15 protein-coding genes are annotated in these 18,742 nt (G+C 66.1%); 7 read left to right on the top strand and 8 right to left on the bottom strand.

What is annotated here, in order from left to right; all coding sequences use genetic code 11:
- Positions 1-85 precede the first annotated feature (85 nt).
- Together HV765_RS02625 and kdgD are read right to left on the bottom strand one after the other, a co-directional pair.
- On the bottom strand, positions 86-1,669 hold the full coding sequence (locus HV765_RS02625) for an aldehyde dehydrogenase (NADP(+)) (RefSeq protein WP_175168679.1): 1,584 nt from the start codon (positions 1,667-1,669) through the stop codon (positions 86-88).
- A gap of 62 nt (positions 1,670-1,731) precedes the next feature.
- Positions 1,732-2,646, bottom strand: coding sequence for a 5-dehydro-4-deoxyglucarate dehydratase (gene kdgD / locus HV765_RS02630; protein WP_175168680.1), 915 nt, complete (start codon positions 2,644-2,646; stop codon positions 1,732-1,734).
- Positions 2,647-2,894: 248 nt separating this feature from the next.
- Here kdgD and garD point away from each other — a divergent pair, with 248 nt between their 5' ends.
- The 3 genes from garD to HV765_RS02645 all read left to right on the top strand — a co-directional run bounded on the left by garD (position 2,895) and on the right by HV765_RS02645 (position 6,677).
- Complete coding sequence (garD, locus tag HV765_RS02635; RefSeq protein WP_175168681.1) at positions 2,895-4,469, top strand: galactarate dehydratase; 1,575 nt, start codon at positions 2,895-2,897, stop codon at positions 4,467-4,469.
- Between the two features lie 101 nt (positions 4,470-4,570).
- Positions 4,571-5,638 carry an SMP-30/gluconolactonase/LRE family protein gene (locus tag HV765_RS02640; protein ID WP_175168682.1) on the top strand — a complete coding sequence of 356 codons (1,068 nt, stop codon included), beginning with the start codon at positions 4,571-4,573 and terminating at the stop codon, positions 5,636-5,638.
- A gap of 34 nt (positions 5,639-5,672) precedes the next feature.
- Positions 5,673-6,677: a Bug family tripartite tricarboxylate transporter substrate binding protein gene (locus tag HV765_RS02645; RefSeq protein ID WP_054426848.1), complete on the top strand. Its 1,005-nt coding sequence runs from the start codon at positions 5,673-5,675 to the stop codon at positions 6,675-6,677.
- Between the two features lie 82 nt (positions 6,678-6,759).
- Here HV765_RS02645 and HV765_RS02650 read toward each other — a convergent pair whose 3' ends face one another.
- Positions 6,760-7,146, bottom strand: a complete 387-nt coding sequence (locus HV765_RS02650; RefSeq protein WP_175168683.1) for a hypothetical protein — start codon at positions 7,144-7,146, stop codon at positions 6,760-6,762.
- Positions 7,147-7,292: 146 nt separating this feature from the next.
- Between HV765_RS02650 and HV765_RS02655 the strand changes: the two genes are divergently transcribed.
- On the top strand, positions 7,293-8,222 hold the full coding sequence (locus HV765_RS02655) for a helix-turn-helix domain-containing protein (protein WP_054426846.1): 930 nt from the start codon (positions 7,293-7,295) through the stop codon (positions 8,220-8,222).
- 249 nt (positions 8,223-8,471) lie between these two features.
- Positions 8,472-9,578, top strand: a complete 1,107-nt coding sequence (locus tag HV765_RS02665) for a Crp/Fnr family transcriptional regulator (RefSeq protein WP_175168684.1) — start codon at positions 8,472-8,474, stop codon at positions 9,576-9,578.
- 25 nt (positions 9,579-9,603) lie between these two features.
- On the opposite strand, the gene HV765_RS02670 is transcribed toward HV765_RS02665, so the two are convergent.
- The 5 genes from HV765_RS02670 to HV765_RS02690 are packed head-to-tail and all read right to left on the bottom strand — an operon-like array spanning position 9,604 to position 14,486.
- Entirely contained in the window at positions 9,604-11,235 is a 1,632-nt protein-coding gene (locus HV765_RS02670) for an MFS transporter (RefSeq protein ID WP_175168685.1), read from the bottom strand.
- On the bottom strand, positions 11,213-11,614 hold the full coding sequence (locus HV765_RS02675) for a DoxX family protein (RefSeq protein ID WP_254600411.1): 402 nt from the start codon (positions 11,612-11,614) through the stop codon (positions 11,213-11,215). The genes HV765_RS02670 and HV765_RS02675 overlap by 23 nt, the downstream gene beginning before the upstream one ends.
- Before the next feature lie 14 nt (positions 11,615-11,628).
- Positions 11,629-13,536 carry an amidohydrolase gene (locus HV765_RS02680; RefSeq protein ID WP_175168687.1) on the bottom strand — a complete coding sequence of 636 codons (1,908 nt, stop codon included), beginning with the start codon at positions 13,534-13,536 and terminating at the stop codon, positions 11,629-11,631.
- The gene (locus HV765_RS02685; protein WP_054426842.1) at positions 13,529-13,819 is read right to left on the bottom strand and encodes a XapX domain-containing protein; all 291 of its coding nucleotides are present in this window, start codon (positions 13,817-13,819) and stop codon (positions 13,529-13,531) included. Before HV765_RS02685 ends, HV765_RS02680 begins: the two co-directional genes overlap by 8 nt.
- 13 nt (positions 13,820-13,832) lie before the next feature.
- Entirely contained in the window at positions 13,833-14,486 is a 654-nt protein-coding gene (locus tag HV765_RS02690) for an isochorismatase family protein (protein ID WP_054426841.1), read from the bottom strand.
- A gap of 321 nt (positions 14,487-14,807) precedes the next feature.
- Between HV765_RS02690 and HV765_RS02695 the strand changes: the two genes are divergently transcribed.
- A complete protein-coding gene (locus HV765_RS02695; protein WP_054426840.1) occupies positions 14,808-16,433 on the top strand; it encodes a methyl-accepting chemotaxis protein in 1,626 nt (541 codons plus the stop codon).
- A gap of 33 nt (positions 16,434-16,466) precedes the next feature.
- Positions 16,467-18,434, top strand: coding sequence for an alpha/beta hydrolase domain-containing protein (locus tag HV765_RS02700; RefSeq protein WP_217483329.1), 1,968 nt, complete (start codon positions 16,467-16,469; stop codon positions 18,432-18,434).
- Positions 18,435-18,742 lie beyond the last annotated feature (308 nt).

The raw sequence follows: 18,742 nt of genomic DNA on the forward strand, positions 1-18,742 counted from the left end.
GGCACCACCACGCGGCGTTTTTAACGTGAGCCGTCGTCGGTATTACATCGTCGGCATCACGTCGTCAGCATCACGTCGTCGGCCCTTAGGCCTTCGTCATCACCCCATCCACCATGCGTGTCAGCGACAGCGGATTGGCGCGCTTGATGCCTTCCGGCAGCAGCGCATCGGGCAGATCCTGGTAGCAGACCGGACGCAGGAAACGGCGGATGGCCGTGGCGCCGACCGATGTCGACGCGGCGTTCGACGTCGCCGGGAAGGGGCCGCCGTGCACCATGGCGTGGCTGACTTCCACGCCCGTCGGGTAGCCGTTGGCCAGGATGCGGCCGGCCTTGCGTTCCAGCACGGGCAGCAGCGCTTGCGCGTCCGCCACATCCGCGTCGTCGACGAACAGCGTCGCCGTGAGCTGGCCTTCCAGGTGCTCGGCCACGGCCGTCATCTGGGCGACGTCCTGGCATGCCACCACCAGCGAGGCCGGGCCGAATACTTCGGCTTCCAGTTCATGCGAAGCCAGGAAGCGGTCGGCTTGCGTGCCGAAGACAACGGCGCCTGCGGCGTTGGCTGCGGGCTTGGACGCTTCGCCACGGCCCAGCGTGGCCACGCTGGCGTGCTTGGCCAAGGCGTCTGCGCCTTCTTGGTAGGCCGAGAAGATGCCCGGGGTCAGCATGGTGGCGGCGCCCTTGGCTTCGACGGCTTGGGCAGCGGCTTGGCGGAAGCGTTCCAGCGCGGGGCCTTCCACGCCAATGACCAGACCTGGGTTGGTGCAGAACTGGCCCACGCCCATGGCCAGCGAATCCACGAAACCGCGGGCGATGGCCTCGGCGCGGGCTTCCAGCGCGGCCGGCATCAGGAACACCGGGTTGATGCTGGACATTTCGGCGTAGACGGGAATCGGCACCGGGCGGGCGTTGGCGGCCGCAACCAGCGCCAACCCGCCACGGCGCGAACCCGTGAAGCCGACGGCCGTGATGGCCGGGTGCGTGACTAGCGCCGTGCCGATATCGCTGCCCGCGCCGAACAGCAGCGAGAACGTGCCTTCGGGCAGGCCGTGTTTGGCGACGGCGGCCTGGATGACGCGGCCGACCATTTCGGAAGCGCCGGGGTGTGCGTTATGCGCTTTGACGATGACGGGGCAGCCTGCGGCCAGCGCCGAGGCGGTGTCACCGCCGGCCACCGAGAAGGCCAGCGGGAAGTTGCTGGCGCCGAACACGGCAACCGGACCCAGCGGCACATTGGCCAGGCGCAGATCGGCGCGCGGCAGCGGCGTGCGCTCGGGTTGGGCCGGGTCGATGGTGGCGTCCAGGAAGTAGCCGTCGCGCACCACGCGGGCAAACAGGCGCAGCTGGCCGACGGTGCGGCCGCGTTCGCCTTGCAGGCGCGCCACCGGCAGGCCGGTTTCCAGGTGGGTGCGTTCGATCAGGGCATCGCCCAGCGCCAGGATGCCTTCAGCGATGCTCTCCAGGAACTGCGCGCGGGTTTCCAGCGGGGCGGCGCGATAAGGGTCGAAGGCGGCGCGTGCCAGTTCGGCGGCGCGCGCAACGTCGTCCGCCGAACCGGCGGGAAAGCCCGGCTCCAGGCGTTCGCCCGTGGCGGGGTTGATGGCGTGCTGGGCAGCGCCGGCGCCCAGAACGGCGGTCGAGCCGATCAGCATTTGGCCGGTCAAAGTCATGATGAATTCTCCGAAAAAAACGCCCCCGAATCGGGGGCTGGCTTGCAGTTCAGTGGCGCGGCTTATTGGGGGCCGAGCTTCTTGATCAGGGCGTTAAGCATTTCCATTTCTTCGCCAGTCAGGTCAGTGAGCGGGGCGCGGACGGGGCCGGCGTCATGGCCGACGAGCTTGGCGCCCGCCTTCACGATGCTGACGGCGTAACCGGCCTTGCGATTGCGGATCTCCAGGTACGGCAGGAAGAAATCGTCCAGCAAACGGTTGGTGGTGTCGGAGTCGCCCGCGGCAATGGCGCGGTAGAAGTCCATGGCGGTCTTCGGCACGAAGTTGAAGACGGCCGACGAATAGACCGGCACGCCCAGCGCGCGGTAAGCGGCGGCATAGACTTCAGCGGTGGGCAGGCCGCCCAGGTACGAGAAACGGTCGCCCATCTTGCGGCGGATGCGAACCATGGCTTCGATGTCGCCAACGCCGTCCTTGAAGCCGACCAGGTTGGGGCAGCGTTCGGCCAGGCGAGCCAGGCTGTCAGCCGACAAGCGCGACTGCGCACGGTTGTAGACGATGACGCCGATCTTGACCGACTTGCAGACCTGTTCCACGTGCGCGGCGATGCCGTCTTGCGAGGCTTCGGTCAGGTAATGCGGCAGCAGCAGAATGCCCTTGGCGCCTTGGCGCTCGGCTTCTTGCGCATAGGCAATGGCGGTGCGGGTGGGGCCGCCGGCGCCCGCCAGGATTGGCACCTTGCCCGCGCAGGTTTGCACGGCGGTGCGGATGACATCCGAATATTCCTGCGGGGCCAAGGAGAAGAACTCACCCGTGCCGCCAGCGGCGAACAGCGCGGTGGCGCCGTAGGGGGCCAGCCATTCCAGGCGGGCCGCATAGGTCTTGGCGTTGAAGTCGCCGTTCTGGTCGAAGTCCGTCACGGGGAAGGAGAGCAAACCTTCCGAGACAATTTCCTTGAGTTCCTGCGGGGTAGTCATAGTGCGTTCATCCGAAGTAGCCGTCGCGGGCCACTTACCTGGGCCGTGAACGGGATGCGGTGTTGAAAAGGTAAGTCATCGTACAACATGATTTTGGCGGTTTCAAGGGCTGCTTCCCTATGACGGCACTTGTTTACAAGGGGAAACCCGAAATTTATTTTTGCACTGGTTCAAGGATATTCTTCTGGTTGTACGATAACGTATCGGATGCCGGACCTTCGCGCATCCTTCAGGCAAAAGGATTTTTCATGCAGGTTGCGGCAGACCAAGCGCCCGTGCTTATCAAGATTCATCCGCAGGACAACGTGGCAATCGTGGCCAACGAAGGGGGGCTGCCTGCCGGCACCGTGCTGCCCGATGGCTTGCAACTGGTAGACACCGTGCCGCAAGGGCACAAGGTGGCGCTGGCCGATCTGGCCGAGGGCGACGCCGTTGTCCGCTACAACGTGGTGGTCGGGTTCGCGGCGAAAGCGCTGCCGCGCGGCAGCTGGATCAACGAACGCGTCACCACCATGCCCGCCGCACGCACGTTGGAAGACTTGCCGGTGGGCACGCGCATCACGCCGCTGCCGCCGCTGGAAGGCTACACGTTCGAGGGCTACCGCAATGCCGACGGCACCGTCGGCACGCGCAACATTCTGGCCATCAGCACCACCGTGCAATGCGTGCAAGGCGTGGTCGAACACGCGGTGGCGCGCATCCGCCAGGAAATGCTGCCGCGCTATCCGAACGTGGATGACGTGGTGGGCATCGAACACACCTATGGCTGTGGTGTCGCTATTGACGCGCCGGGCGCGGCGATTCCGATTCGTACCCTGCACAACATCGCGCGCAATCCCAACTTTGGCGGCACGTCGATGGTGGTGAGCCTGGGCTGCGAAAAGCTGCAACCCGAACGCCTGTTGGCGCCGGGCGCCATCCCGATCCGTGCGGGCGAGGGCATGGGCGCCGAGGGCAACGGCGTGGACACCATCGTCCTGCAAGACGAAGAGAACGTCGGCTTCCAATCCATGATTGACCTGATCATGCGCACGGCCGAACGCCATCTTGAAAAACTGAATGCGCGCCGCCGCGAAACCTGCCCCGTGTCGGACCTGACCGTGGGCGTGCAGTGCGGCGGCAGCGACGCGTTCTCAGGCGTGACGGCCAACCCCGCCGTGGGCTTTGCCACCGACCTGCTGGTGCGCGCGGGCGGGACCGTGATGTTTTCCGAGAACACCGAAGTGCGTGACGGCATCGACCAACTGACCGCGCGCGCGGCCACGCCGGAAGTGGCGGACGCGCTGGTGCGCGAGATGGCCTGGTATGACGAATACCTGCAACGCGGCATGGCCGACCGCAGCGCCAACACCAGCCCGGGCAACAAGAAGGGCGGCTTGTCGAACATTGTTGAAAAGGCGATGGGGTCCATCGTGAAGTCGGGCTCGTCGCCCATTCACGGCGTGCTGTCGCCCGGCAACCGGCTGACGCAAAAGGGCCTGATCTTCGCGGCGACGCCCGCCAGCGATTTCATCTGCGGCACCTTGCAGTTGGCCGCGGGCATGAACCTGCACATCTTCACCACGGGACGCGGCACGCCGTATGGCCTGGCGCAAGTGCCGGTGATCAAGGTGGCCACCCGCGACAGTCTTGCGCGCCGCTGGCATGACCTGATGGACGTGAACGCCGGGCGCATTGCGACCGGGCAGGCGTCGATTGAAGACGTGGGTTGGGAGCTGTTCCGCCTGATGCTGGATGTGGCCAGCGGCCGCCAGCAGACCTGTGCGGAAAAACTCAAGCTGCATAACGCGCTGGCGCTGTTCAACCCGGGGCCGGTGACCTGACGCCGGGGGCCTGCGCCCCATCCCCTAGCAAGACCGCAGTGCCATCGCCGCATTGCCATCGCCGCATTGCCATCGCATTACACCGATAAGAGGAGACACCGATGGAGCATGCCCCCCTGGCCCAACCCGGCCGCCGCCGGCTGCTGGGCGCCGCGCTGGCGCTTGGGCCCGTTGCCCTGGCGCAAGCGCAACCCGCTGGCCCCGGCCCATCATTCAATTTCACGCCGCAACAGCGCTACCCGGACCCGTCCATCCGCATCCTGGACCCGGAGTTTTCCAAGTACCGCATCTACAGCAGCAGCGTCGAGCAACTGGCAAGCGGCTTTCGCTGGCTGGAAGGCCCGGTCTGGGTGGGCGACGGGCGCTATCTGCTGGTGTCAGACATTCCCAATGACCGCATCCTGCGCTGGGACGAAACCACGGGCGCGGTCAGCGTCTTCCGCCATCCCGCCAACTTCAGCAACGGCTTGGCGCGCGACCGCCAGGGCCGCCTGCTGGCCTGCGAACACCTGACGCGGCGCGTCACGCGCACCGAGTACGACGGCTCCATCACCGTGCTGGCCGACCGCTACGACGGCAAGCGCTTCAATTCGCCGAACGACATCATCTGCCAACGCAACGGCGCCATCTGGTTCACCGACCCGCCGTTTGGCATCGGCGGCCATTGGGAAGGCGACAAGGCAACGCCCGAACTGCCGCATGGCGTGTACCGCATCGCGCCGTCGGACGGCCGCGTGACGCGCGTGCTGGAAGACCTGGCTGGCCCCAACGGGCTGTGCTTTTCGCCTGACGAAAAAATCTTGTATGTCGTGGAATCACGCCATCAGCCGAACCGCGTGATCTGGGCCTATGACGTGGGCGCTGACGGCGCGCTGTCCGGCAAGCGCGTGCATGTGGACGCGCAAGGCCCCGGCGCCATCGACGGCATCAAATGCGATGAAGACGGCAACCTGTGGTGCGGCTGGGGCAGCAACGGCGCCCCGAACGCCCGGCCCGATGAACTGGACGGCGTGATGGTGTTCAACCCCGCCGGCAAGCCCATTGGGCACATCCGGCTGCCGGAACGCTGCGCCAACCTGTGCTTTGGCGGCGCCAAACTCAACCGGCTTTTCATGGCCAGCAGCCATTCGCTTTACGCCCTGTACGTGGAGACGCGCGGGGCGGCTTGATTCATCAAAAAACACATCAGACGGAGTGGAGACAATGAACGTAAGCAAGAGGCAGTTCCTGGGCGGCGCCGCGGCGCTATGCCTGTCGCCGTTGGTACCGGCATGGGCGCAGCAGGCCGCGTCGTCCGCCGGCGGCAACGCCGCCAATTGGCCGACGCGCCCCGTGCGCATCATCGTGCCGTACCCGCCCGGCGGATCGTCGGACATCATCGCGCGCATTCTGGCGCCGCGTTTGTCTGATGCGCTGAAGCAGACCGTTGTCGTCGAGAACAAGCCCGGCGCCAATGGCAACCTGGGTGCGGGCATCGTGGTGCAGTCGGCAGCGGAAGGCCATACCGTGCTGCTGTGCGATGTGGGCGCGCTGGCGATCAGCCCATCGGTGTATACCAAGCTGTCGTTCGATCCCTCCAAGGATTTGCGCGCCGTCAGCATGCTGGCCTATTCGCCGCACGTGTTGGCCGTGCACCCCGATGTGCCGGCCAAGACGGTTGAGGAATTGGTGGCGCTGTCGAAAAAGCAGCGGCTGAATTTTGCGGTTACGGCAATTGGCAGCGCACCGCACCTGGCGGCGGTGGCCGTGCAGCAGGCAACCGGCGCGCAGTGGGAATACGTGCCGTACAAGGGCGGTTCGCAGGCGGTTACCGACACCATTGGCGGGCAAACGCAGATCATCATGAATGGCTTGCTGGCGACCTTGCCGCACATCAAGGCCGGCAAGCTGCGTCCGATTGCGATTTCGAAGGGCGAGCGCATGCAGCTTGTGCCCGACATCCCGACCATTTCCGAGCAAGGCGTGAAGGGCTTTGAGTCTGGCACGTGGCAAGGCGTGATGGCGCCGGTGACCACAACGGACCCGGTCGCCGAACGCCTGGCGATGCTGATGGCGGAAATCGTGAATCAGCCGGATGTGAAGGCGCAACTGAACGAGCAGGGCGCGGAAATCGTCACGCGGAATCCCGCCGAGCTGACGAAATTCTTCAACAGTGAACGCGCGCGCTGGGCCAAGGTGGTGCAAAGCGCGGACATCCGTCTGGATTGATCGGGGGCAGGGCGCGCGCCTTGCGGCACGATGGCGATGGGCGCAAACTCGCAAGACGCAGGCGTGAAACCCTGCCGTCTTGTCACGGAGCTGCCATGAAAGCCCTGATTCTTGCCGCATGGATGGCGCTGGCCGCCGCGCCCGCTTTTGCGCGGGACGGCGTGCCTGGCGTGCCGCAAGCGCCGCCATCGGCGCGCACCTTGCCTGATGCGTGTTTGGGAACGTCGTGCCCAAAGACCGTGGACCCGAAACGAAATACGCCGTGCTTGGGCATGTCGTGTCCGGAGTCGGGGTATTCCGCTCCCGGTACCGCACCCGGCGCGAAGCCCGGCACCAGCACCACGCCTGCGCCGTGGAGCGGCGGCCCGGCCCAGCCGAAGCTGCCGCCAATGCCGTCGCGTTCGGGGCAACCTGTGGGGCCGTTGACGCCAGGGCCGGCAATTCCGCGGTAGCCATTGCGCGCTGACACGCTTGCTGCCTGACGCGGATGTGCCAAGTTTGTGCACATCGTTGGTGCATCGTTGAAAAACTTCATGACCGCGCTTGTTGTCTGACAACGTAGCCTGCTATCTTCTGCCCCGTAGCGCGTTCGTCGCACTCTGAAACCCCCAATTCATGCCTGCCCGTCAACGCCTTTCCCTCGACCCCACGCCTGCGCCGCCGCCGTCTACCGACGGGCTGGGCTGCGCGGCCAGCAAGCTGCTTTTGAACCAGCACTTCGAGGGCGGCGGCCTGACCTTCTATCGCAAGAGCACCGACAACGCGCAATTCGGCAACGTTGAAACGCCGGCATCGGACCGTGGCTTTCTGGTGGGTGTGGCGATGCAAGGCGGGCACCGCCGCCGCATCCTGCAAGGCAACCACGCATCGACGCACGACTTCGATACCGGGTCGATCTACATCCGCGATTTCCACGACGACTACCGCGCCGACCTGCAAGGCGGGTTTGATTTTGTGCTGATCGAACTATCGCGCGCGTTCATCGAACGCGTGAACGACGAAAAGGGCGGCCCGCGCATCAGCAGCCTGGTGCCGCGCGCGGGAACGGGCGACCCGGTGCTGGCGCATCTGTCGCAGGTGCTGGGCGGCGTGCTGGAGCAACCCGCGCAAAGCAGCCCCTTGTTTGTCGAGCATCTGGGCCTGGCCATCGGCACGCATTTGCTTGAGCACTACGGGGCCGGCGCCACCACCGGCTGGTCGGACTCGGGCAGCCGGGTGCTGTCGCGCAAGCTGGAGGCGCGCGCGAAAGACATGCTGCTGGCAACGTTGCGCGACGACAGCTCCATCGCCGACATCGCCGAAGCCTGCGGCTTGTCGCGCAGTTATTTCATCAAGGCGTTCCGGCAAACGGTAGGCACCACGCCGCATCGCTGGCTGCTGGAGCAACGCGTGCAAAAGGCCAAGGAGCTGTTGCTCTTGCCCGGCCGCTCAATTACCGACACCGCGCTGCTGTGCGGTTTTGCTGACCAGGCGCACATGACGCGCGTGTTCACCAGCCTGGTCGGCGTGTCGCCGGGGGCGTGGCGCCGGGCCAACGTGACCTAGGCGTGATGAAGCGGCCGTAGCGTCGGCCGTCGAGTTGGCCATCGCGTCGGCCATCGCGTCGGCCATCGAGGCAGCCATCGAGGCAGCCATCGAGGCAGCCATCGCGGCGCCCCTATCCAGTAGCGGCCCTATCCGCGGCAATAGCGCTTTCATACAAACCAGGACCCAACTGCGCAAGACGCAGCCGGCAGCAGCAAGCTACCGTTTGGGGTATCTTGCCGCTTTCCCCGGCTGTTTCGGATTGAATCCATGAACCGTCTTGCCACTGATTCGGCCTGCCAACCGGCCGATCTGCCGGCCTTGCACGCCCAGGCGTTCCCGATGCTGACGCCCGCCCTGATTGATCGGGCGGCGTCCCATGGCGAGATTATCTCGGTGCCAGCCGGCACCGTGCTGCTGAAAAGCGGCGAATGCGAAGCCGCGTTCTATATCGTGCTGGAAGGCTACGCCGAAGTCCTGGAATGCGAACCCGGCGGCGCCATGCACAGCCTGCTGATGCATCGCGACGGCGAGTTCACGGGCAGCCTGGACTTGTTTACCGACCGCCCCAATGCCGTGACCGTGCGCGCCGATTCCCCCAGCCGTTTGTTGCGCATCAGCCGGGCGGCGTTGGCCCAACTGTTGCTGACCGAACGCGAGTTGGCCGACGTTGTGCTGCGCGCATTCATGCTGCGGCGCATCGGGTATCTGCGCCAACGGCCGTATGGCGGCGCGATCCTGCGGTCGGCCATGCCGCCCGGTGAAGAAGATTCCGTGTTGGACCTGACGGTGATTGGTGGCGGCCCCGCCGGCCTGGCCGCAGCAAGCTATGCCGCGTCCGAAGGCTTGCAGACCTTGCTGGTGGGCGGTTCGCTATGCGGGCCGGACGCGTTGCGCGAGGACGTGCTGCGCGGGTTTCCCGGCACGATCACGGGTTTGTGTGGGGGCGGGCTGCTGCGCCGCGCGGAAGTGCAAAGCCGGCGTTTCGGTTCGCACGTGTTGCCCGGGCGCACCGCCACCGCGTTCGACGAGGCCTGCTATCCGTACCGCGTGTGGCTGGACGACGGCCAGATGATCGAAACCCGCAGCCTCATCGTGGCGACAGGCATGCAGAAAGGGGAAACGCCCCAGACGGCCGGGGACGCCAACACGGCGTGGCTGGATGGCTGCCTGGACACCGACGACCGCGGCTACATTCACACTGGCCGCGCGGCGGCAGGCTCCATGCAGGCGCGCGCCTATGAAAGCTCGCAGCCTGGTGTGTTTGCGGTAGGGGCAGTGCGGGCGGGGTCGGACAAGCACGTGTTGGCCAGCATCGCCGAGGGCGCGGCCGCGGTGCGTGTCGTGCACCGCTTCCTGGACGCCTCGGCCCACTGAACGCGCCGGGCCGGGCAGGGTGCCGTCAGGCAGCCGGCCCCGGCTTGGCCTGACGCGTGTCCAGCGCCAGGAAATGGTGCACCACGGGTTTCTCTGGCCCGATATGAAAGCGTTGCGCTTCGCCTTGCAGGTCGGCATCGGCTTGCGACACGCGCTGGTGCTGCCGCATATGCTCCGCCCATGACTCCACCAGGAACCATTCCTGCACCCGTTCGGGGTCGCTGGTGTGTTCGGCAATGCCCCAGGCGTAAGCGCCGTCGCGCCGGCGTTCTTCCGCCACCGCTTTCAGCGCTTGCAGGAACGCCGGACGATCTTGCACGCGGATGCGGTATTCGATCTGCACCATCACCGGGCCACGATCATGCTCAACCGGCGCATCCAGCAAGGGTTCCGGCCAATGGTTGGACGGGTCCAGATTGGCTTCGCCTTGCGGCAGACGCAAGCGGTGCAGCAGCACCCCGGCCACCAGCAGCCCGGCCGCGCCTGCCAGCAAGGTGGCGGGCACGCCGATTTCCTGCGCCAACAAGCCCCAGCCCAAGCTGCCTGCGGCCATCGCGCCGTTGAACACCATCAGGTAGATCGCCAGCCCACGGCCGCGCACCCAGTTTGGCAAGATGGCTTGCGCGACACCGTTGAAGGTGGTCAGCGCAACGATCCAGCCCAAGCCCAACAGCAGCAACAGCAACACCGCCGCCCATTGCGGCGGGGCAAAGGACAGCGCCGCCATGACCACGGCCGTAATGGCGGCCGCCGCCAGCACCAGGCCATCCGTGTTCAAGCGTTGGCGCAGCTTGGGCAGCACCACCGCGCCCAGAATCGCGCCCACGCCCACGGCGCCCAGCAGGATGCCGTAGAACCCGGCGGTGCCGCCCAGCATCTTGCGCGCCACCAGCGGCAGCAACGCCCAGACTGAGCTGGCGAAGATGAAGAACACCGCCGCGCGCAGCAGTACGATGTGCAGTTCGCGGCTGGCGCGGGCATAGCGCACGCCGGCGCGGAAGGCGCCAAAGAACTGTTCGGACAGGCCGTCGTCCACCTTCTTGGGGCGTTTCCACCAGAGCAGCGCGCCAATCACGAACACATAGCTCATCACGTCGGCGCCATACGCAGCTGCCGCGCCAAAGGCGGCCAGCAACAGGCCGCCCACGGCCGGGCCCAACGCGCGGGCGATGTTGATGCCCAACGAGTTCAAGCCCACGGCGGTCTTGAGTTCGGCCTTGGGCACAAGCTCGGGCACGATGGCCTGCCACGTCGGCCCCATCAACGCCGTGCCCACGCCGCCCAGGAAGGTCAGCGCGATCAAATATTCCACGGTCAGCGTATTGGTCTTGGCCATCATCAGCAGCGTGAAGCTGACGCAGGCCAACAGCACCTGGATGATGATCAGGAAGCGGCGGCGGTCCAGGATGTCGGACAAGACGCCCGCGGGAATGGCCAGCAGGAAGACGGGCAGCGTGGCCGCCGTCTGCATCATGGCCACCGCCGCGGGGTTGTTGGACAGGTCGGTGACGAGCCAGGCGCTGGCCACGTCGCGCATGAAACTGCCGATGTTGCCCAGGATGGTGGCGCCCCAGAGCACGGCGAACAGCGTGTGCTTGAGCGGGGCCATGCCGCCTACGGCGGCGGGCGGGGGGTTACTTGGGTTGGCTCCGGCCATGCGGACGCTCCGTAAAATCATGCCAGGCGACCAGGACCCACGCCCCAGCCAGCCCGATGTGCTCGTAAAAGGCGTTCATATTCATGAATCGCGTGTCGGCGGGAGATTCCCAGTAGCGGTTCGCCATCAGGGCGGCCGCGGCGGTGAACACCGCCAGCGCCAGCGCGCCCAGCCAGCGCAGCCGGCCAGACAACACCAGAACGCTTGCACCGAGTTCCAGCAGAATAACGGCGGCGGCCGCCAGATGGGCAGGGTGCAAACCGAAATGCGCCATCTCGGCTTGCGCGCCGTCGAAATCCAGCAGCTTGACGAGCCCGCCCTGCAAGTACGCGCCGCAAAGCGCCAGCAGGGCCAGCCAGCGCACGGCGGGCGATGTCATCACTGCGCGCATCGTCATACCGCCCAGCAGGCGCAGCCCAGCGCGCCCCAGAACCCTTTCAGGTCAGAGACGGGCAGCTTGCTGGCCCAGGCGCCCGCGTGCTGGTGGCCGTGGACGTTGCAGTCGTTGGCGCAGGCGCAAGCGGCGGCCGCTTCGCGCAAGGTGGCTTGCAGCGGCTTGCCTTCGCTGTCGCCCCAGGCGCCGTAGCCGCCGAACAGACGCGTCGGCGACCAGTCCGGCATGGCGGGGGGCGGGGCGGCTTCGTCATGCCCGGCGAATTCGCCAGCGCCCCACACCACCTTGCCGCCCACCATCGTCAACAGGCTGGAGGTATCGGCGATGTCGGATTCCGGGCAGGCGAAGAAGTCGCGGTCGGGCACCACCAGGTCCGCCAATTGGCCTTCGGCGATGCGGCCCTTCTTGCCTTGCTCGTTTGAGAACCAGGTGACGTTTTCGGTCCACATGCGCAGCGCCGCGTCGCGGTCCAGGCAGTTGCGTTGCGGCGTCAGGCGCAGGCCGCCGACGGTCTTGCCGGTGATCAGCCACGACAAGGACACCCACGGGTTGTACGACGCCACGCGCGTGGCATCGGTGCCGGCGGATACGTTCACGCCTTTTTCCAGCATGCGTTTGACAGGCGGCGTGGCTTCGGCCGCGCCCGCGCCATAGCGTTCAACGAAGTACTCGCCTTGATACGCCATGCGATGCTGCACGGCCACGCCGCCGCCCAACGCGGCGATGCGGTCAATCGAGCGTTCCGAAATCGTTTCGGCGTGGTCGAAGAACCAGTTCAGCCCTTCCAGCGGCACGTCTTTATTGACGCGTTCGAAGACGTCGAGCGCGCGCGAGATGGTCTCGTCATAGGTGGCGTGCAGGCGCCAGGGCCAGCGGTTTTGCGCCAGGATGCGCACGACTTCTTCCAGCTCGCCTTCCATTTCGGGGCCCATTTCGGGGCGCGGCTGGCGGAAGTCTTCAAAGTCGGCCGCCGAGAACACCAGCATTTCGCCCGCGCCGTTGTGGCGGAAGTAGTCGGTGCCTTGCTTGTACTGTGACGTGGCCGTCCAGTTCAGGAAGTCTTCCTTTTCCTGCTTGGGCTTTTGCGTGAACAGGTTGTAGGCCAGGCGGATCGTCAGCTGACCGGCGTCGGCCAGCTGCTGGATCACCTGATAGTCCTCGGGGTAATTCTGAAAGCCGCCGCCCGCGTCGATGGCGCCGGTGACGCCCAGCCGGTTCAGGTCGCGCATGAAATGGCGCGTGGAATTCACCTGGTAGTCAAACGGCAGCTTGGGGCCTTTGGCCAGCGTGGCGTACAGAATGGACGCGTTGGGTTTGGCCAGCAGCAGCCCGGTGGGGTTGCCGGCGTTGTCGCGCACGATTTCGCCACCCGGCGGGGCGGGCGTGGTCTTGTCGTAGCCCACGGCGCGCAGCGCGGCGGCGTTCAGCAGTGCGCGGTCATACAGGTGCAGGATGAACACGGGCGTATCCGGCGCCACGGCGTTCAGCTCTTCGATGGTGGGCAGGCGCTTTTCAGCGAACTGGTGTTCGGTGAAGCCGCCCACCACGCGCACCCACTGCGGGGCGGGGGTAATGGCGACCTGGCGGCGCAGCATGGCCATGGCGTCGGCCAGGCTCGTCACGCCGTCCCAGCGCAGTTCCATGTTGTAGTTCAGGCCGCCGCGGATGATGTGCAGGTGGTTGTCGATCAGGCCCGGCAGCACGCCGCGCCCGTTCAGGCTGATCACTTTCGTGGCGGGGCCGGCCAGCGGCAGCACGTCGGCGGAGGCGCCTACACGTGTGAAGCGGCCATCTTTGATGGCGACGGCGTCCGCGGTGGGGCGGGCGGGGTCCAGGGTCGTGAAGCGGCCTTGATGCAGGATCAGGTCGGGGGCGCCGTGGCGCGCGGGGTCCAGAGTGTCAGCCATTGCGCTTGTCTTCACAGATGTTGGAGGGGGGCGGGGCGGGTGTTTTGGGGCAGCTGGGCAGTTCGCCGAACATGTGCGGCTTGACCTGCTGGTGTATCCACGACGTGCGCGTGGGCTCGTCGGACAGCAGGCGTTTGACCAGCGGGGGAATCTGTTCCCCCGCCAGGATGCCAAGCAGGCCTACCAAGGCAATCACCGGAGGCGCGGGTGAGCGCACGTTGAACAGCGCGTAAATGACCCCGACCAGCAGGCCGAGCCCCAGTGAAACCAGGTAGACCTTCATCAGCGTGCTCCGATCAGCCTTCGTGGGCGTTGAACATGGACTTGGCGTAGAGGATGCCCAGGCCATAAGCGCCGCCGAACTTCTTGGCGATGCCGGTCGTCATGTCATAAGTATCGGTACGCGCCCAGTCACGCTGCATTTCCAGCAGGTATTGCAATGCCGTGATCGGCTGGCCGCCTGCTTGCACGATACGCTCGATGGCGCGGTTGTGCGCTTCGGCCGACACGTCGCCGCAGGCGTCGGTAATGACATAGACCTCGAAACCCTGGTCCAGCGCCGACAAGGCCGGGCCCACGATGCAGACGCTGGTCCACAGGCCGGCCAGCACAATGCGCTTCTTGCCGATTTCATTGACCTGCTTGATGACGGCGGCGTCTTCCCAGGTGTTCATGGACGTGCGGTCCAGCAGCGCCTGGCCGGGGAAGGGCGCGACGACTTCGTCGAACATCGGGCCCGAGAAGCTCTTTTCAGCAACGGTCGTCAGGATGGTGGACGCGCCAAAACCGGCAGCGGCCGAGGCGACCAGCGCGGCGTTGTTGCGCAGCGTGACGGCGTCGATGGAGTGGGTGGCGAACGCCATCTGCGACTGGAAGTCGATCATGATGAGCGTGTGGTCTTTGGGCGAAAGCAGCTTGGCGCCGGGCGTGGCGGTGGCGGTGATGGGCATCAGTAACTCCTGTGGTGCCGGGGTGAGGAAACACCGGCAATGTGCCCGCGCGGCCCGGCGGCGTATTGAACATTTGTCCGCCTCTTTGAAGATTGTGACTGCGAACGCCTGCGAAACATTTATTTCGCGTCTTTCATTTTTCTTTCACGCTTCGCGCGCCCGCGCTACGGCAGCGTTCGTCCATTCTGAAGTGCGAATTACTTGTAATTACACGTGAACATGGCCCCGTTTCCGGGCAATAGGAAAGGGCGTGAGCGAACCATACTTGTCCGCTGGCGGGCCTGTGTCGGGAACGGGCCTGCATTCTTGCAAGGGTGCACCATGAATGCGTTGAGTTTGAAGGCCAAGCTGCGGTTGGCCATGTTGTTGATGTGGATCGGTTTGTTGGCGCTGGGCGGGTGGTCGGCCTTGAATGCGCGGGACATCATGATGAAAGAGCGCCGCGACGGGCTCGAGCGCATTGTCGAAGTGGCGCAGAGCGTGGTGGCGTCTTATGCCAAGACGGTGTCCGAAGGCAAGCTGAGCGCAGCAGACGGCAAGCGCCAGGCGCTGGACCAATTGCGGCAACTGCGCTTTGACAACAACAACTTCGTGTTCGTGGTGGACACGCAGCCGGTGCTGCTGATGCATCCGTTTGGCGCATCGATCGTCGGCCAGAACGTGGGCGACCGCAAGGACACCCAAGGCCATGCGTATTACAAGACGATGGCGGACCTGGCGCGCGCCAAGGGCAAGGGCTTCGTCGAATACGAGGCCTCCAAGGCGGGCAACGCAGATGACCGCGCGCCCAAAATCAGCTTCATTTCGTACTACCAGCCGTGGGATTGGGTGGTGGTGTCCGGCGTGCTGGTGGACGATATCCAGACCGCGTTCTACAACAACCTGCTCAAGGCGCTGGCCATTCTGGGCCTGATCGGCGCGGTGGTGACGGGCGTGATGTTCATGATCACGCGCAGCGTATCGCGCAGCCTGGGCGGTGACCCGACCTACGCGGCGGGCATCGCCGGCCGTATCGCGTCGGGCGACTTGAGCCACGCGGTGGATGTGGACCACAACGACACGCGCAGCATGATCAGCGCCATGGCCAAGATGCAGGAGAACCTGGCGCAAGTCATCGGCGGCATCCGTGCGGGCGCGGAAAGCCTGAACGGCGCGGCACGCGAAATGTCTGCGGGCAATCTGGATTTGTCTTCGCGCACTGAAGAGCAGGCGGCGTCACTGGAAGAAACCGCAGCCAGCATGGAAGAGCTGACCGCCACCGTGCGCCAGAACGCCGGCAGCGCCGAGCAGGCCGTGCAATTGGCGCAGGCGGCGTCTGGCATCGCCGCGCGCGGCGGCGAAGTGGTGGGCAAGGTCGTGACCACGATGGACGGCATTACCGATAGCTCGCGCCGCATCGCGGAAATCATCGGGCTGATCGACAGCATTGCGTTCCAGACCAACATCCTGGCGCTGAACGCGGCCGTGGAAGCGGCGCGTGCCGGCGAGCACGGCAAGGGCTTTGCCGTGGTGGCGACCGAAGTGCGCAACCTGGCGCAGCGCAGCGCGCAGGCCGCCAAAGAGATCAAGGACCTGATCGACGATTCCGTCGACAAGGTCAGCACGGGCGCCAACCTGGTGAACCAGGCCGGCCAGACCATGGCCGAAATCGTGCAGGCGGTGCAGCGCGTGACGCACATCGTGGGCGAGATTACCGTGGCCTCGCGCGAGCAGACCTCGGGCATCGAACAGGTCAGCGTGGCGGTGGCGCAGATGGACCAGATGACGCAACAGAACGCGGCGCTGGTCGAGCAGGTGGCGGCGGTGGCCGCGTCCATGGAAAGCCAGGTCGGCGGCTTGTATGCGTCGGTCTCGGCGTTCAAGCTGGGCGGGGATTCCGCTGGGCGCGCCGACCGCGAGCCGTCGTTCGCGCAACCGGCCGCGCGCCGTCTCGCGCTGAGCGCCTAAGTGTTTGTCTTTGAATTGAAAACAGGAAGTTGCATGGCAAATCGTCAGAGCCGTCGCGTGCCGCGTCAAACCCTAGCCCTTGCTCGTGTGTTGAGCCCGGTCTTCTTGCTGGGCGCCACGTGCGCCCAGGCCGAAGTCACCGCGTTTGACGTGCAGGCGCGCCAAGCCCCCGCACTGGAAGGCCGCGTGTTCGGTGAGCGCGGTGTGGCTGAAAAGCTGACGGGCGTGGCCACCATCAGCCTGGACCCCGCCGACCCGCGCAATGCGGGCATCACCGACCTGGCGCTGGCGCCGCGCGATGCGCAAGGCCGCGTCACGGCGCGCGCCGATGTCGTGATCTTGCGCCCCGCCAAACCGAACGGCACGCTGATTGTCGAAGCGCCCAATCGTGGCCGCAAGCTGATCGGCACCGTTGTTGATGGCGGCGGCATTCCCAACAGCAGCCGCCTGGAAAAGGCCGAAGACGCGGGTAACGGCTTCCTGCTGTCGCAAGGCTACACGCTGGCGTGGGTGGGCTGGCAGGGCGACGTGCCGGTGGGCGAGGGCATGCGCCTGGACGTGCCTGTCGTGCCGAACGTGACCGGGCCGGTGCGCGACGAATGGGTCTTCAAAAAGGCGGGCGCGGCCGAACGCGTCGCGCTGAGCTACCCTGCGGCCAAGCAAACGGGCGCGCGCCTGTCAGTGCGTGCGCAGCGCCTGGATGCGCGCCAGTATCCGGCGGGCTTGTCGTATCGCTTCATTGACGACAACAGCATCGAGATCTCGCGTCCGGCCGACATGCCGGCCGACGCCATCTACGAATTCACCTACACCGCGCGCGACCCCGGCGTGATGGGCATGGGCTTTGCCGCCATGCGCGACGTGACCGCCTTCCTGGCGCGCGCCGACGTGGCCAGCAACCCGCTGGCCGCGCAGCATGGCGGCCAGGTCAAGCAGGTGCTGGGCATGGGCATTTCGCAGTCGGGCCGTTTCCTGCGCGACTATCTGTACCAGGGCTTCAACCAGGATCTGCAAGGCAAGCGCGTGTTTGACGGCATGCTGGCGCAGATTCCGGGCGCGCGGCGCACGTTCGCCAACACGCGCTTTGCGCAGCTGTCACGCAACCCCGGCCCGCATGCGGATGATCTGTACCCCGTGGACCAATTCCCGTTTGCGTACGCCACCAGCACCGACCCGCTGACGGGCAAGCGCGACGGCCTCTTGCAGCAATGCCGCGCCACGAACACGTGCCCGCGCATCATGCAGCTGGATTCCGAGTACGAATTCTGGGCCTCGCACGCGAGCCAGCTGGTGACGGACGCGCGGGGTCGCGATCTGCCCTTGCCGCCTGAAGTGCGGGCGTACATGGTGGTGGGCTCGCAGCATTTCCCCAGCCCCGTGTCCAAAGCCATGGCCACGTGCGCGCTGCCCACCAGCCCGATTGACCCGCAGCCCGTCACGCGCGCGTTGCTCAATGCGCTGGACGCGTGGGTGGGCCAAGGCACGCCGCCGCCCGCCAGCCGTTACCCCACGCGCGCCCGCCACACGCTGGTGGACGCCAAGGGCCTGTACCCGGCCATTCCGGGCCTGCCGTACCACGCCGCCTATGTGGCATCCCGCCTGATCGTGGACGGCTCGCGCCTGCCGCTGGTGGAAGGCGAATACCCGCTGTACCTGCCGAAGGTGGACGCCGACGGCAATGCCGTGGACGGCGTGCGCCTGCCGCAGATTGCCGCCCCGCGTGGCACGTACGTGGGCTGGAACCCCAAGAGCAACAACGCCGAGGGCCTGTGCACGCAGATGGGCAGCGCCGTGCCGTTCGCGCTGAGCCGTGCCGATCGCGTGGCCCGCAACGACCCGCGCCTGTCCATCGAGGAACGCTATCCGACGGATGCGGCCTATGTGGACGCCGTGCGCCGGGCCAGCGACGACCTGGTGCAAGCCCGGTTGTTGTTGCCGCAGGATGCGGCCGCCGCGGTCGAGGAAGCCCGCGCCGGCAAGCTGGCCAAGCTGGCCCCGTGATGGGAAACGGCCAGTCGCGTGCGGAACAATTTTGCAATCGGCTGTAAAAACTCCACTTGGGGCTGACGGCCCCGGACTTCCAAAGCGCCCGCAAGGGCGCTTTTTCTTTGTGCGGGCGGCGCGCGTCCCGATTCACGCCGGGGTTGCGTCCGGGTTGCGTCCGAAAGCGGGCAACCCCCCGCACCGCCTTGGTGCGCAGCGCGCCGCAGCAGGGTGCGTCGAGGGGCGGGAAGGGGTTGGCGCCCCTCGGGTTTCCCCTTGAATTGTCGATAACGCGGGGGCCGGAAAACTTGGCATGCAAGTTGCTT

Source organism: Achromobacter kerstersii (assembly GCF_902859595.1).
Lineage (GTDB): Bacteria > Pseudomonadota > Gammaproteobacteria > Burkholderiales > Burkholderiaceae_B > Achromobacter > Achromobacter kerstersii.